Origin of the sequence: Halocalculus aciditolerans (genome assembly GCF_014647475.1) — an archaeon.
GTDB lineage: Archaea > Halobacteriota > Halobacteria > Halobacteriales > Halobacteriaceae > Halocalculus > Halocalculus aciditolerans.
This window is the reverse complement of record NZ_BMPG01000004.1, coordinates 33,907-48,003: the sequence shown is the minus strand read 5'-3', so window position 1 is coordinate 48,003 and position 14,097 is coordinate 33,907. Positions and strand designations below refer to the sequence as shown.

At 61.9% G+C, this 14,097-nt stretch carries 14 protein-coding genes and 1 pseudogene; 5 read left to right on the top strand and 10 right to left on the bottom strand.

What is annotated here, in order from left to right:
• Positions 1–54: 54 nt before the first annotated feature.
• Positions 55–2,979 carry a LamG-like jellyroll fold domain-containing protein gene (locus IEY26_RS13840; RefSeq protein WP_188979969.1) on the bottom strand — a complete coding sequence of 975 codons (2,925 nt, stop codon included), beginning with the start codon at positions 2,977–2,979 and terminating at the stop codon, positions 55–57.
• A gap of 419 nt (positions 2,980–3,398) precedes the next feature.
• Here IEY26_RS13840 and IEY26_RS13835 point away from each other — a divergent pair, with 419 nt between their 5' ends.
• The 4 genes and pseudogenes from IEY26_RS13835 to IEY26_RS13820 all read left to right on the top strand — a co-directional run bounded on the left by IEY26_RS13835 (position 3,399) and on the right by IEY26_RS13820 (position 4,868).
• Positions 3,399–3,689 carry a ribbon-helix-helix domain-containing protein gene (locus IEY26_RS13835; RefSeq protein WP_229774144.1) on the top strand — a complete coding sequence of 97 codons (291 nt, stop codon included), beginning with the start codon at positions 3,399–3,401 and terminating at the stop codon, positions 3,687–3,689.
• 66 nt (positions 3,690–3,755) lie between these two features.
• Positions 3,756–3,956 (top strand): type II toxin-antitoxin system RelE family toxin, encoded by a 201-nt coding sequence (locus IEY26_RS13830; RefSeq protein WP_229774158.1) that lies wholly within the window; start codon positions 3,756–3,758, stop codon positions 3,954–3,956.
• Between the two features lie 160 nt (positions 3,957–4,116).
• A pseudogene (locus IEY26_RS13825) lies at positions 4,117–4,281 on the top strand (PIN domain-containing protein); the annotation flags it as partial.
• A gap of 71 nt (positions 4,282–4,352) precedes the next feature.
• Entirely contained in the window at positions 4,353–4,868 is a 516-nt protein-coding gene (locus IEY26_RS13820; RefSeq protein WP_188979967.1) for a DUF7342 family protein, read from the top strand.
• Here the strand turns inward: IEY26_RS13820 and IEY26_RS13815 are convergent.
• The 5 genes from IEY26_RS13815 to IEY26_RS13795 all read right to left on the bottom strand — a co-directional run bounded on the left by IEY26_RS13815 (position 4,865) and on the right by IEY26_RS13795 (position 7,645).
• A complete protein-coding gene (locus IEY26_RS13815) occupies positions 4,865–5,299 on the bottom strand; it encodes a hypothetical protein (RefSeq protein ID WP_188979965.1) in 435 nt (144 codons plus the stop codon). The two genes, IEY26_RS13820 and IEY26_RS13815, sit on opposite strands and share 4 nt — an antisense overlap.
• A 46-nt stretch (positions 5,300–5,345) precedes the next feature.
• A complete protein-coding gene (locus IEY26_RS13810; RefSeq protein ID WP_188979963.1) occupies positions 5,346–6,395 on the bottom strand; it encodes a CNNM domain-containing protein in 1,050 nt (349 codons plus the stop codon).
• A gap of 149 nt (positions 6,396–6,544) precedes the next feature.
• On the bottom strand, positions 6,545–6,793 hold the full coding sequence (locus IEY26_RS13805) for an AbrB/MazE/SpoVT family DNA-binding domain-containing protein (protein WP_188979961.1): 249 nt from the start codon (positions 6,791–6,793) through the stop codon (positions 6,545–6,547).
• Positions 6,794–6,858: 65 nt separating this feature from the next.
• Positions 6,859–7,056: a hypothetical protein gene (locus IEY26_RS13800; protein WP_188980344.1), complete on the bottom strand. Its 198-nt coding sequence runs from the start codon at positions 7,054–7,056 to the stop codon at positions 6,859–6,861.
• Positions 7,034–7,645 carry a nucleotidyltransferase gene (locus tag IEY26_RS13795; RefSeq protein WP_188979959.1) on the bottom strand — a complete coding sequence of 204 codons (612 nt, stop codon included), beginning with the start codon at positions 7,643–7,645 and terminating at the stop codon, positions 7,034–7,036. The genes IEY26_RS13800 and IEY26_RS13795 overlap by 23 nt, the downstream gene beginning before the upstream one ends.
• A gap of 188 nt (positions 7,646–7,833) precedes the next feature.
• On the opposite strand from IEY26_RS13795, the gene IEY26_RS13790 reads away from it, so the two are divergent.
• Positions 7,834–8,550 (top strand): SDR family NAD(P)-dependent oxidoreductase, encoded by a 717-nt coding sequence (locus IEY26_RS13790; protein ID WP_188979957.1) that lies wholly within the window; start codon positions 7,834–7,836, stop codon positions 8,548–8,550.
• Between the two features lie 100 nt (positions 8,551–8,650).
• On the opposite strand, the gene IEY26_RS13785 is transcribed toward IEY26_RS13790, so the two are convergent.
• The 4 genes from IEY26_RS13785 to IEY26_RS13770 all read right to left on the bottom strand — a co-directional run bounded on the left by IEY26_RS13785 (position 8,651) and on the right by IEY26_RS13770 (position 14,017).
• Entirely contained in the window at positions 8,651–9,193 is a 543-nt protein-coding gene (locus IEY26_RS13785; protein WP_188979955.1) for a hypothetical protein, read from the bottom strand.
• Entirely contained in the window at positions 9,190–9,969 is a 780-nt protein-coding gene (locus IEY26_RS13780; protein WP_188979953.1) for a hypothetical protein, read from the bottom strand. Before IEY26_RS13780 ends, IEY26_RS13785 begins: the two co-directional genes overlap by 4 nt.
• Before the next feature lie 5 nt (positions 9,970–9,974).
• Positions 9,975–10,742, bottom strand: coding sequence for a hypothetical protein (locus IEY26_RS13775; RefSeq protein WP_188979951.1), 768 nt, complete (start codon positions 10,740–10,742; stop codon positions 9,975–9,977).
• Positions 10,743–10,813: 71 nt separating this feature from the next.
• Positions 10,814–14,017 carry a PKD domain-containing protein gene (locus tag IEY26_RS13770; protein WP_188979949.1) on the bottom strand — a complete coding sequence of 1,068 codons (3,204 nt, stop codon included), beginning with the start codon at positions 14,015–14,017 and terminating at the stop codon, positions 10,814–10,816.
• Positions 14,018–14,097 lie beyond the last annotated feature (80 nt).

The following is a 14,097-nucleotide window of genomic DNA, read 5'->3' as shown; positions in this document are numbered from 1 at the left end:
CCAGTCGGCTCGGGCTTCGAGAGCGAACGGCTATTTACACCAACTCGAATCATTTCACTGCCCACCCGCCCGTGATGTCTGGTTCTTCACTTCGCCCTCCGTTAACGCGCGTCCATAGACCTGTGTCGAGTCGATACTGCCGTTAAAGGTGTGGCTGAGACCTGCGTTACCGCCAATTCGAATCCACGGGCCCCAGTCTGCGTTCTCGTTACTGACTTCCTGTGTGCCAACGTTCTCCCCATTGATGTAGAGACTTCGTGACTCTCCGTTGTAGACTGCTGTGATATGGCTCCACTCGTCGTTAGAGATTTGACCTGCCATCCAGAGACGTCTCTCTCCTCCTGGAATCCGAAACGACACCCGACCATTCTCTTCGAGAATTAACATCGCCCCGGTCGAACCACGCACTAAGTGCCGATAGTCGTTCCCGCTCGTCGTGTCCAACTCGTCCGGTTTCACCCACAAACTCACAGTAAATTCGTCTTGACTCGGGACGGGGGCTTGCACGTATCCGCTCCCGTTGAATTCGACGGCGCTCCCGTTCACACCCTCTGTCCAGCTAACGTTGTGCAATTTGGCGTGATGGCCGCCCCAGCGGTCGTAGGCTACGTCGCCTTCGCCTTCGTTGAAGGAGTAGGAGGCGACGCCGGGGCCGTCGAATGTGGAGACGCGGTCGCCGTCGGCGACGTCGTCTTCGCTCACGGTCACTGATTGCCCGTTCACAGTGTATGTACCGGGGTTGGAGATATTCGTCACGTAGACGCCGTGATTGACGTCGACGTTCTGATTGACGTCGACGGACTGCCCGTCAACAGTGATTGTTCCGGAGAGCTGGCTTTGACTTCCGTTCGCAGGGCCAGTAATTGTCGCTCCTTCGACGGTCTCGAAGGCTTTCTTGCCGTTCTCGCTGCCGTAGATGGCTCGGTAGTGCTTAGTGCCAACGCCCCACTGCTCTTGGAGTTTGTAGTAGAGCGAGTCCTCGGAGGCGTTCACGGCGGGGTACGGCTGCGTCACGACGAATCCGCGTCTAGACCCGAGCGTCTGGTACCACTCGCTCCCGTTCGTGCTGGTGAGGAAGTCCACGTAGTTCGCGCGGGCATACCCATAACTCTTCGACTGCCCACTCACAAACGCGTTATACACCCGATTATTGCTCCATTCACTGAACACGTAGTTCTCGGGCCAGGTCTGGTTGTGCGTCTCGGCGTACTCGTTCATGGCGTTCGCCGTCTGCACCGTACTGGCGTCGTGGGTGATTGCCCCGGTCCGAATGGGCGTCATCATCGCGCAGAGGCCGCCGATGAGCAGGAACACCACGAAGAGTGACCCCACAGTCCGCGCGTCTGGAAGCGTGAACGTGGCTTCTTCAGAGTCGTCGTCGCGCCAGGGGTTCGACGTCGACGACTCGCCGATCCCTGGAGCGGCGGCTAACTCCAGCCGATTCGCCAGCCACACAAAGGCGAACCCACCAAACACCGCCCCGACAATCGCCAATTCCCCCGCAAACCGGACCTGGGCGATAGTGAGGACGAAGAAGACCCAGGCGTAGGCGGACGCGACGAGCCACGCGGGGCGGTCGTGGTTCCAGCCGTGCCAGGCGGCCCAGGCGAAGGCGGGGATGGCGAAGAAGAGGGAGAGGCCGAAGAAGAAGAAGGGGCCGGTGATAATGCCGAACTGGGTGGAGAAGAGGCTGCGAACCTCGGCGATGTTCTCTTGGCCGGTGTGGAGGAAGAGCTGACTGACCTGCTGGACGAACTCGGAGCCGAACTCGGGGAGCAGGACGTACGAGAGCGCGAAGACGACGAGGCCTGCGCCGAAGACGCTCGCGGCGACGACGCGGACGCCGAGGCCACGGCGGCTCGCTCCTTCGGCGACGAGCGCGACGGCAACCGTCCCGGCGAGCAGGAGGAGGGGCGTGATGGCCATGTAGGTTTCCTGCCAGCCTGCGCCGTAGTGGCCGAGGAGGGAAACCACGGAGCCGAGCGCGAGCCCGATCGCGAGCGGTGTGAGTCGGGCGAGTGGTGAGGTATCGCCGTCGACGGCGGCGAGCGAAGCGAGAAGCGCGTAGACGGCGAGCGGAAGGAGGAGGAGGGGGCCGGCGTTCCAGGCGAGGACCTGGAAGCCGACAGTGATACCGAAGGCGGCGGCCCACGGAAGCACGTCCGCGCGGAGGACGTCGTCGAACGTGTCGGTCTTCTTCGCGGTGAGGGCGACGACGGCGAGCAGACTGAGGGAAAGAACGAAGAAGTCGAAGGGGTGGTGGTCGGAGAACCCGATCGCCGTTCGGTAGGCGTGTGCGGGCGTGACAGCCAGAATCAACACACTCGCGACCCCGACGCGGCGGTCGTCCGTGAGCCGAACGGCAGTGAGATACACGGCGACGCCGGTGACGAGTGCAGTGACCACGGGATACCAGGCGAGGACGAGGTTCGCGGCGCGCTCCGTCCCGCCGAGCAGCGTCGTGAGAACTTGGAGGAAGAGGACGTAGAGGGGTTCGCCGATGCGAATCCCCTCGGGAACGGTCAGCGGACTCCCACCGGTCTGGAGGAACTGGAAGAGCCAGTAGCGGTAGTAGTAGGGGTCGTTCGCGAGGAGGACGGTGCGGCCGAGCTGGTAGACGTCCGGGAGCGCGAACAGTCGGAAGGCGAGGAGGACGAGGAGCGACCCGGAGAGCGCGCCGGCAGTACGGCGATCAACGCTGGGGAGTGAGAACCCGAACTCGCGCGGCTCTGCCTCCGCGACTTCTTCGCCGTCGAGGGCGGCCCGCACCGCAGCGCGGTCGGCGACGCGATACCCGCCGTCTTCCTTCTCGACGATGCCTCGCGACACGAGCTCGCCGAACGTCCCGGAGTCGATATCGACGTCGTCGAACGTCCAGGCGTCACCGGATTCGTCGACGGCGAGCACGGCGCGGAGGGCGTCGTCGCCGCCGTCGCGGTCGGCGGCGAACGCCGCGGCCGCCGCGCGCACGTCAGTCATACAAGCATACGAGAGGGACTGGCAGTTAAAACGCGCGGACTACCGGACACCCACCAACACGACGCGCTCCAGCAGCCGACACATCCACTCCGGGTGGGGCATCGAAAGGGGCCGAGTTCTCGGCGAGCGAGACGACGCAAGCACGCGAGTGAAGCGAGCGCGCGCAGCGAGTCGCAGCCGTCGAGAACGAGGGGGCTTTCGGAAACGACGACGTCCAAGCACACTCCTGCGGTTTGCGCGAGGGGGCTTTCGGAAACGTCGACTTCGTGGTCTCGTCCGGCCGAACCTGCTTCACTGAACGCTGTGTAGAACGTTGCCACAAACCACTGCGGGGTAGGACAACCGGAACTCGAAGCGTTCCCGTGCATACTCATCTCACTAGCGTGATGGCTCTGTGTGGTAATCACCATTACAACGGTATGTCTGAAGCCGATAGTTCCTCGAACCAGACGACGGTTCAGATTCGGATGCCCGACACCGTTCTCGACGACGTCGACGCGACGTGGGAGGAACTCGGGTACACGAACCGTAGTGAGTTCATTCGCGCCGTCCTCCGGGACGCGGTGAAACACCCCGAGTTCGACCGCGCCGACCTGAAGGCGATGCTCGCGAGCGAGGTCGACATCCAGAAGGGCCGCACGCACTCCAGTGACGAGGTGAAAGCGGAGTACGGTCTCGACGGCGAGGGCGAATCGATGGCGGAGGGCTGAGACTGGGAGCTAACCGACCGCGCCCGCCGTCAGTTCGACAGCCTCGACGCGTACGGACGCGAGCGAATCACGTCGAAGCTGGACGAGATCGTCGACGATCCGTGGCGCGAGCCGACCGCCTACCTCGAACCGCTTCAGGGTACGCCGCATCAGAAACCCCGTATCGGCCCCTTCCGCCTCGGCTGTCGTGCAGACCGCGAGGACGAGGTTCTGTACGTACTCATCATTCGGAAGCGAGGGAGTGCGTATCGAGGAGACGACGACTGAGGGGAGTCCCCCGACGCAGTCGTTGCTGGCGCGGTTTCTTCTCGTGTCGATCCACGGCATTCACAGCGACGGTCGTGAACCTGGTGAGATTACCGAGCGAGTCCGCGACGAGCGCGACGCCGAACGTGAACGCGAGGACTGAACGCGCCACACGCTTCCACCCGACTGGCAGCTCGCCGGCGAGGTGACGGCCGACGGCCACATCTCCATCGCGGACGCGCACGCGGTCGCCCTGGCCCGCGAACGCGACGCCACGCTCGTCGTCGGTGCCGACGACGACTTCGACGACATCGATCTCTTCGCGTTCCGAGACCACGACGTCTGATTCGGCGTCTCGCCTATCGACTACTCTACCGACCGCAAACTATACTTGCCGATCGCTCGTATTATCCTGCGATGAGCGGGGAGAATGCACCGTCGATGGGGGAGGAGTGGCGAGAGCAACGAGAGAACGAGTCGACGCGTGACCGGCTGTATCGGGTCGCGCTCCAGCTTACGGAACCGACGCGCGTCCGAGCGATCGCTGAGCGAGCCGACGTCTCGAAGGAGACGGCGCGAGACTACCTCCAGTGGTTCGCGGAACTCGGCGTCGTCGAGCAGACGAACACGTCCCCGGACGAGTTTACGCGGAACGAACAGTACTTCGAGTGGCGGCGTATCGAGCGACTCCGCTCACAACCGGAAGAGGCGCTCCGAGCGAAACTCGAAGATCTCACCGAGCAAGAGCGAGCGTACCGAGACCGATTCGATGTCGAGAATCCGAGTGACGTCGACGCGCTCAAACACGGCGACTACACGGGTGTCGAGGACGTCTGGGAGGCGGTGCAAGCGTGGCGGACCGTCCGACGTCGCATCCGCGAACTCGAACGCGCCCGTCAATCCCGTGCGGACGACGCTCCCGCCCACGCTTAATGGCGAACGAGCCACCCGACCGCGTCCTCGATGAACCACTCCTGCGTGCGGTCGCACAACGTCTCGGTCGACTCTCGCACGTCGAAACTGTCTCCGTGTTCCCTCGGGAGAAACCCGAATCCGTCGTCGCCACACTCGACGACCAGTACTTCCCCAACGCTCTCCAGGTGGCAACACTCGAGCTCCGAGCTTACACCGACGGTGCGTTCTTCGTCACGTACCGGGAAGCCTGGGAGGACCGCACGTGGATGTGTCGCTGGGACCGCCACGAGAACCCGCATAATCGCCGCGATCACTTTCACCGGCCACCGGACGCGGGAACATCCGATGCGGTGGACGCTAACTATCCCGCCGATTTCTTCGTCGTCCTCGACACCGTTCTCGACGACGTCGACGAGCGACTCGGCGCTGTCTGGGACACGTAGCGCCACCGACGAGGACTGCGAACGCCGCCTTCGTGTTTCGCACCCACCCCAGTTAGTCGAGTGGGTCTTCGAGGTTCCCCATCACTGTCTCTAGCGCGTCGGTCGCCGTCAACAGGCCGACGACGTCGCCGTCGCGGATGACGAGGGCGATTTCCTGGTCTTCGGCCTGGAACTGGTCGAAGGCGTCGCTCACCGTCGTGTTCGCCGCGAGCGTCATGGGCGGTGCGGCGATCTCCTCGAAGGACGTCGAACCCGCTTTGAGGCCCTCGTAGTGGTGGATGATCTGAGGGGCGTAGACGATGCCGTGGAAGTCCGTGAGGTCGTCGCCGACGAGCGGGAAGCGCGTGTGGGGGCTGTGCCGGACGCGGTCCATGTTCTCCTCGACGGACGCGGTCACGGAGAGCGAGATGATGTCCGCTTCGGGCACCATGATCTCGCTGATCGCGAGCTCGTCGGCGTCGAGGGCGTTCATCACTTCCTCGCGGCGTTCCTCGGGGAGCTCGCCGCGTTCGAGGAGGGAGTCGAGGCGGTTCCGAAGGTCCGCGCGGGACTCGAGGACGTCCTGTTCGGTTTCGAGCCACGCGCCCGTCATCTCGACGCCGAAGAGCTTCAGTGTCCCTTTCGCGATGCCGTCGCCGAGCGTAATAATTGGAGAAATCATCCAGTGGAACCAGTAGAGCGGCGCGGCCCCGTACCGGCAGACGGTCCGGGAGCGCTCGACGCCGAGATACGTCGGCGTCTGCTCGCCGTGCGTGAGGTGGAGGAGGTTGATGATGGCGAACGCGAGAATCGCGCCCGCACCCACCGACGCCAGCCCCGTTCCCGAGAAGTAGGGTTCGAAGAGCGCGGCGAGCGCGGGCTCCGCGACGATCCCCACCGCGATACTCGACGCCGTGATCCCCACCTGGCACGTCGTCAGATAGACTTCGAGGTCGTTCGTCATCTCCCACGCCCGCTCCAGCGCGGGGTTCCCGTCGACGAACTCCGCTTCGCTGAACTGGCGCGCGCGCGTCAACCCGAACTCGATCGCGACGAAGAAACCGTTCGCGAGAATCAACCCCAGCCCCGCGAGCAGCCGAACGCTCACCTCGATCGGAGTCATCCTTCCCTCCGTCCTACCGAGGGACGCAGTAAATAGGCGACGGGCGGCGGATACGATGGCGACTATCCTGGCTGATAGGGATTGGTTGCGGTGTCCAGTCGATAGGCAGCGGCGAAGAGGGCGGTCGTATCGACGAGTGCTCGCGGCATCTAGCTGACGTTGACGCCCCACGCGTCGTGTTCAGTCTCGACGTCGGTGTCACCATCACCGTCGTAGCCATCGAAATCACTGAACGTACCGCTTCGCTGCTGGACGACACAAACACGGAGCACTCCGTCGTCTTCGATCTGCCAGCGCAGCCGGTCCCCATCGTCGATATCGAGCTCTCGACGAATACGGCCCGGAATATTCACTCGGTTCTCCGAGACCGTACTTTCGAAGTCGATAGTCTCATTCATGCGTCATAGAGCGTGAACCGGCGACAGATATCCAGAATCAAAATCCATCCCGTCGGAGCAGGCCTTCACTCTACGCGGCCAATTTCGCCCTTCTTGGCGAGTTCGTTTGCGCGCTGAATCTGAGGGTTGATGAGCTTGTTTTGCTGCCGTGACCACTCCTCGTCGTCGTGCTCACGGATGTAGGCAGCCCACTGCTTGATGAACGACCGGCGGTTCTCAACATTCCGCTCAATCTCATCGTTAAGCTCGTCGGAGCTGATCATAGTAGTCCTCAACTTCGAGGTCTCTGAGATACTCTTCGAGTTGCTCCGTATTAAGCGATTCCTCGAATGTCTCGTATAGGTGGAGTGCGTCTTCGAAATCTTTCCCTGACGTGCTTCCGGCGTGCTGGGCGAGACGAAGCTTGTAGGCGATTCGGAGTTCGAGCGGACTAATGTTGAGCTGAGAATCACCGGGCACTGCTGTGATCGCCTTGTTGAGTGCTTCTCGTTCAACCTCGTTTTTCGCAAACCAGAGTTCGAAGTTCGGAATCAGCTCTCCCTCTTCGGCTACGCGGATCCGATCACCATTACTCATCATCTCGTACATTTTGTCGAGAGGCATTGCCATTCCCCAATACCCCCTCTGTTTGAGCGTCTTAGCCAAATATTCAGTTCGCTGTTGAGTTAAACGCTCTAGAACAATATCGACATCTTCCGTTGCCCGAGAGCGGCCAGTGAGGATTGCGACATACCCACTCACGATAACGTAATTGATACCACAATCATTGAGGACGCTAACGAACTCGACCACCTCCTCGTCGAGCGCAGACAACTCACGAGACACCTGAAGCTCGCCTTCGTTGAGTTCCATAGACTGAAGTTGAATGACGGGTGTATTAGTGTGTCTGCTCTCTTCTCTCGCGTCGCCGCTCCCGGATCCGTTCGACATCGTCGTTGGAGCGTACGGCGGCGGGGTCGCCGAACGGTCGTTCCGCAGCGAGCCAAGACGACGTCCACGGCGGTCATCACGCCTATGTGGTCGCCGGAAAATCACCGAGTATGGCACGAACCGTCGTCGTCGCCGGGGTCGGCCCGGGACTGGGTGCGTCGCTCGCGCGCAAATTCTCGAACGAGGGCTGCGACGTGGCGTCGTTCGCGCGGACGGAGGAGTACATCGGCGAGCTCGCAGAGGACCTCGACGGGCCGGGCGACGGCCTCGCCGTCCCCGTCGACCTCCGGGAGCCCGAGGAGGTTCGGCAGGCGTTCGATACCGTGCGCGGGTTCTTCGGGAGCATCGACGTCCTCGTCTACAACGCGAGCTCGGCGTCCTGGCGCGGCCTCATGGACACCACGGAAGACGAGTTCGAGAACGCCTGGAAGGTCAATCAGCGCGGCGCGTTCGTCTGCGCGCAGGAAGCCGTCGGCGACATGCGCGACGAGGACGGCGGCACCGTCATCTTCACGGGCGCGACCTCCGCCGTCCGCAGCCGCGGCGGCGCGATCAGCTTCACTGCCGGGAAGTTCGGCGCGCGCGGTATGGCCATGGACATCGCCCAAGAGTACGGCGACGAGGGCGTGCACGCCGCCCACGTCGTCGTCGACGGCCAGATCGACAACCCGCGCACGCGCGACCACCACCCCGACCGCGACGACGACACCTTCCTCGACCCCGACGACATCGCCGACACCTACTGTCACCTCGTCGAGCAGGACGCGAGCACGCAGGCCTTCGAAGTCCACCTCACGAACGGCCCGCAGACGACCGAATTCCTTTAGCTGTCGGAGTTAACCCTCTCGAACGCGCTCGTGCTGTCTCGCGGCGCTGAGTCGCGTCTCTACACGCATTCTGGAGAAAAAACGGTCGTCTTGCGGTGAGTTACTCGCGATCGATCAGTTCGTAGAGGCCGGCGCGAACCGTTTCGCGATTCATATTGGTCGCGGAGACGATTTCGTCGATATCCGAACCAGAGAGTTCGTCGACGAATCGGTTGTTGTGGAGTGCCCAGTGACGAATCGCCTCCGCGGGATCCGACGTGTACATCACCGTGCGGCCATCCCGGTATCGTCCGATTCGGCCCTTCCGGACGAGCTTGTTCAGCTTGTCGCTGACCCACGGGCGGTGTTTGAGCGACTCGTACTGGTTCCGGAGGCTCTCGTACTGGTCTTCACGCTGGATGACGTTGATGATCTGCTGGGTGGAGTGGGGAGAGGCGAGTTCCTCGACCACGCCGAGGAGGTGACGCTCGGACTCCGAGAGTTCCTGTTCGTTGCCGACGATCTCGTCGGCGTCCTCGTCCGGTTCGAGATATCCCTGTCGCGCGAGGAACTCGCGTAACTCCTCCGGGCGTTCTTCGAGCGCGCGGTGAAGCGCGTCCCGGAACTCCGGGTCGATGTCGCGGACGTCGAACGCCTCAGTCATTCCACGACGACCTCTTTCGGTGTCTGGAAGCGAGCGTCAAAGACGCCGAGTTCATGCCGGTACTGTTCGCCGTACCAGCATACGTTGCTTCCGGTCTGCTCCGGAGCGTGGCGTTCACCTGGCCCGACAGACGCCTCCCGATAGGCGTGGATTCCGTGGAAGAACTCGAAATCCGTCGTTCCGAGCGCCTCCTCGAACTGCGTGCGAATCTTCTCGGCGCTCTTCTGGTCGGTTGCGCTCGGAATCACCTTCCCGCTGGGGTGGGTGTGGAATCGCGCGACGAGCCGCGGAGCCTCGCCGTCCGCGAAATTCGCGGCGACCTGCTTGGCCATCTGCTTCCCGTACGACGATACCGCCGTCGGTGTCGCCTTCGAGAAGAACTTTGGATCGTCGAGCGCGAACACGTCAGTTGGTCGCGTATACGTGTCGCCTGTGACGACGTACACGGTTTCGACACGCGGATGCGCGCCGTTCTTCCCGCGAATTTCCATCGCCTGCATGAACGGCTTATCGCGCGGGAACGCCATCTTTCCTCGTGTCACGTCCTCCGGTCCGTCTTCGGTCCCCGGCTTAGACGGCTTTCGCGGCGTGCTCGGCGAGACGCTCCCTGTTGTCGACGTACCGCCGTCGCGTTCTCGACTGTAGACGTGGTCCACGGACAGCGTGACGTCCGTATCCGCGAGGTGGTCGACGTTCGAGCTGACTGAGACGCTCCACTCGCCCTCGTCTGCTTCCTGCTCGTTCTCGTCGTCGCCGCCGAACCAGTTCCCGAACATCCTCTCTACCGTTTCCCGATGTCGAAGTCGAACTTGAACGTGTCCGGAACCATGACGTACATCGCGGCACCGAGGAGCAGGAGTAAGCCGACGATGACGATCGTCAACATATTTTTCGACCACACGGACTCGCCGCCGAGCAGCGTATTCCTCCCCTCGTTGGGGGTGCTCGCGTCGTTCACGGATTCGTTTCCGCCGTCGCTCTTGGTATCCGGCATCGCCTTCTCCTCGGTGGTGAACTCGAGCATCTGGCCGTCGAGCTCGCGGGCCATATCCTTGTGGCCCTTGGGGAAGTAGGTCAGGTCGGCGGTGACGGTCTTCGTCCCGAGGTTGTTGCTGAAGACAGTCGCTCGGAGTGACTTACTCTCACCGGGGTCGACTTCGATGGTGTTCGTGACGAGACCACCACCGCCGCTGCCGACGTCACTCGAACCCTGGATGTACATCCCGTTCGGGACGGTAAGCGTAAGCTGCACGACGATCCGGCAGTCGTTCGTGATGTCCGTCACGAGCGAACCCGAGATGACGCCGGGGCTGTCCTTCGTGATAGTTGGATCGTCAGTGTAGAGGCGCGCCTGCTGTAGCTCGGGATTCGAGGGGTCGCACTGTTCACTCGTCTGCGTCGTCTGGGCTTGGGTCGTAGTCGTCGTGTTATTCGTCGCGGCGAACTGTACACCACCGGTTGCGGCGGCGGCCGGGCCAGCGATACTCGCGGTGAGCAGCACCGTGGCGAGCACGGCGACGGTGACTGATTTGTGTGGACTCAGTTTCATCTTCGGCTCCACCAACACCAACAGACTAGTACACCATAAGTGTTTGGCATACTAGTAGAGATTACACGTAATCACTGTCGACGGAGTGCGACCAATATCCCGACACCCAGCGCAAGCAACCCCGACACGACCGTGAATCCTGGACTCCCCGTAACAGTCAACTGGTTCGCCTTCTCGGCTTGCGTCTCTTGGTTTCCGACCAGATCGATCGTCGACGACTGATCAAGCACCGAGTGGTAGTCGCCTTTCCGCCCGCTGGGATAGTACCGGACCTCGTAATCGACCGTCACGGACTCTCCGCGGAGACTCTCGTCTTTCACGAAGATTCCTAGACGCATCGACTTCTCGTCACCGGGACGCAACGTTGCCGAGCCGACCGCGTCCCCGGTTGAGGACGCGTGCACGTTCGCCATCCGCTTGATCGCCACGCCGCTCGGGAGGTCGATCACGAACTCGACCTCCGCGCTCCGATTGTTCACCTGCGGGTTCTGCATCGACACCGAGAGGAACGTCGTCGTCCCGTTATCCACGTTCACCTCTTGTTCTGTCGCGTGATTCCGGACGTTCGGCTCGACGGTGAAACTCTTCGTCACGACCGCCCACTCATGCGTCCGATTCACTCCCTGCGGGTCTATTGCCGTCACCGAGACGGTGTGTTCACCGTGTGTCGTGAACTGCTTCCGGAGTTCCGTTCCGTCCGAGACGTAACTCCCGTCGACCGACCACTCGTACGTGACACTCTGTCCCTCTGGGTCTCGCGCCTCCGCTGAGAAGTTCCACGTCGACGGCGTCAGTGCAGTCATCCTTCCCACCTCTGGACTCCACGATTCGAACACGGGCTTCCGGCTTGTGACCTTGACGTCCCACGACACCGACGATGACGCTCCGTGACCGTCCCTCCCCACGAGTTCGACCGAATGCGAACCCGGGTTCTCGAACTTCGTCCGAAACGTCACTTGTCCGGGCGAATCGCTGACGTCCTTCCGGTCGATGACCTCTCCGTCGACTCGTAGATTTACCCGAACGTTCGACGCGTCCTCGTTCACGACTCGACCAACGAACTGCACGGTCTTCTTCGACTGTACTGTCGCTGCACCGCCCGATGGCGACATGACGGACAGTTCGGGCTGGTCGTTCAACACCTTGACGTCGAATGATTCGGTCGACTTCATCCCGAACTCGTTCGTCGCGACGACCGTGACCCGGTGCGTTCCCGCTTCTGTGAACGACCGCGACCCCGTTCGAGTCGTGAACGCGTCTTCACCATCGATACGCCACTGGTACGACATAGACACGTCTCGCCCTGCGGGATCGACCGCTTTGGCGGCGAACGACACCGATTCACCGATTCGAACGGTCCTGTTCTCGGGGCCGACTTCGGTGATATCCGGGCTCGTCCCCGAGACCGTCACTTCGAACGTTTTCGTCGTCGACACGCCCTTGCTGTTCGTCGCGGTCACCTCCGCAGTGACCGTTCCGGTTTTCCCGAAAGTGTAGCTCACTCGTTCTCCGACGAGGTGTTTCCCGCCGATGCTCCAAGAGTAGTCCGTAATCGCGTATCCGTTCGGGTCGTCCGCGCGGACCGAGAATTCGATGGGTTCCCCTGGAGCGACCGTCCCGTCTGTCGGCGTCACTGATGTCACGTGCGGCGGCTTCACGACCGAGACCGTCCACGATGCCCGCGCATCCTCCGTTCGCGCCGAGCCGTCCCCGACGACGACCGACACGTCGTGCTCCCCAGCGCTGTACTTCTCGGGGTTCAACTGGAACTTGGAGCCCGAGACCGTCTGTGTCCCGTCGACGAACCACTGCACGTCGAGGCGCGAACTCGCCGTATCGGGGTCGGACGCTGACACTGAGAACGTCGACGTCTCCCCCGGCTTCACGGTGAGTTCGCGTGTCCCCGGAGATGAGCCATCGATCTGCGGTGGCTCGTACGCCTCCACGCGAACCGTCTGCCCGTCGACGACATCGGTAACTCGATACCCGCCGAACTCGGAGAAGTACGTCTCGACGACGTAATCAATTTCGTACGTTCCCTCGTCGTATGGTGCTGACAACTCCGCCTGATACGTGTTCGCACCATTGCTGACGCCGCGAGAGATGGTTTTGGTCGGCGTCTCCGGCCGGCTCGTGCCTTCCTCGTGGGCGTATAATTTCACTCTCACGTCCGAGCCGTGGTTCTGCTTGTACGTGTCGATCGTCACTGGAATCTCACTCCCCGGTGCGACTCTGGGGTTTCCACCAGACTCGTCGGTGTCGAGTTCGATGTCTCGAATCCACGTTCCTCCACGATCGAAGGTGATGTACTCGCCTTCACCCTCGGAGACGGTAACGTCCCGCCACCCCCAGTAGTTTGAATCGACTTTGACATACGCTCGATACGATCCCGGGTCGACGAACGAATCTTTGAACCACGCGCAGTTCGTGCATTTTCCGCGTGCGTTTAACTCGAGACTCTTTGTCTCTCCATCGGAAGCGCGTCTTAGGAGGATATCGGGGTCGTTTGGAACTTCTCCGTTCTCATCTTCCGGGAAGATAGATATACTCTCTTTCGGCTCGACGACGTCAATTGTAATCTCACGAACAACGTATCCCTGTTGATCGACAGCTCCTGCATCAGGCGCACTGAACTTCGTCTTCCAGTCGCCGTCGTCGGTAAGCGTCGCTCGAACGTATACGGTGAACGTTCCCGCTGTCTCCGGTGTGACACTCACCGAGAGTCGTTTCTGCGCTCCGCTGCCCCATTCGTTGCTCTCCGTTGATCCTTCAACCAATGCGTAGTCCGCGGACGCCGAGTCTCCGCTCCTCGTGTGAATCGTCTCACCCGCACCGACGATATTCCGCGACGTGAGTTCGTTCCGGCGAACCTGTAACCGGTCGGTGTCGCGACTGCTGTCGAACGCCGGGAAACTCATCGAAATCGTTGACGAAGACCCCGCGGTTCCGCCCTCGTTGTCGACATAGACGTCGATGATCGCGGAGTCCCCGACCGAGATCTCGTCTGGTGCTTGGACAGTTACGATAGAGGGGTCCGGGTCTTCTGGGTCTGTAGCCGGTCGTGTTCCCCCCGTACGACCCAGTGCCGGACGCTCTGCCGGTCTCGCGTACTCGACTCCCTCTCTGACTGACTCCCCTGCCCCGTCGCTACGAGCATTCATTGCCGTCGGCGGATCGCCATCGCTCGCGAACCCCGCCGAGAGTCCGACCCCTGCAACCGCACTCAAGACAAGGATGCTGACGACGAATATGCCCGCGACGCTCCCACGTTCCATTCTGTGCTACAGACAATCATCCTGATAATTAAAGATTGCGTGCCTGCAACATGTCGTCCAGCAATACTCGACACGCGATC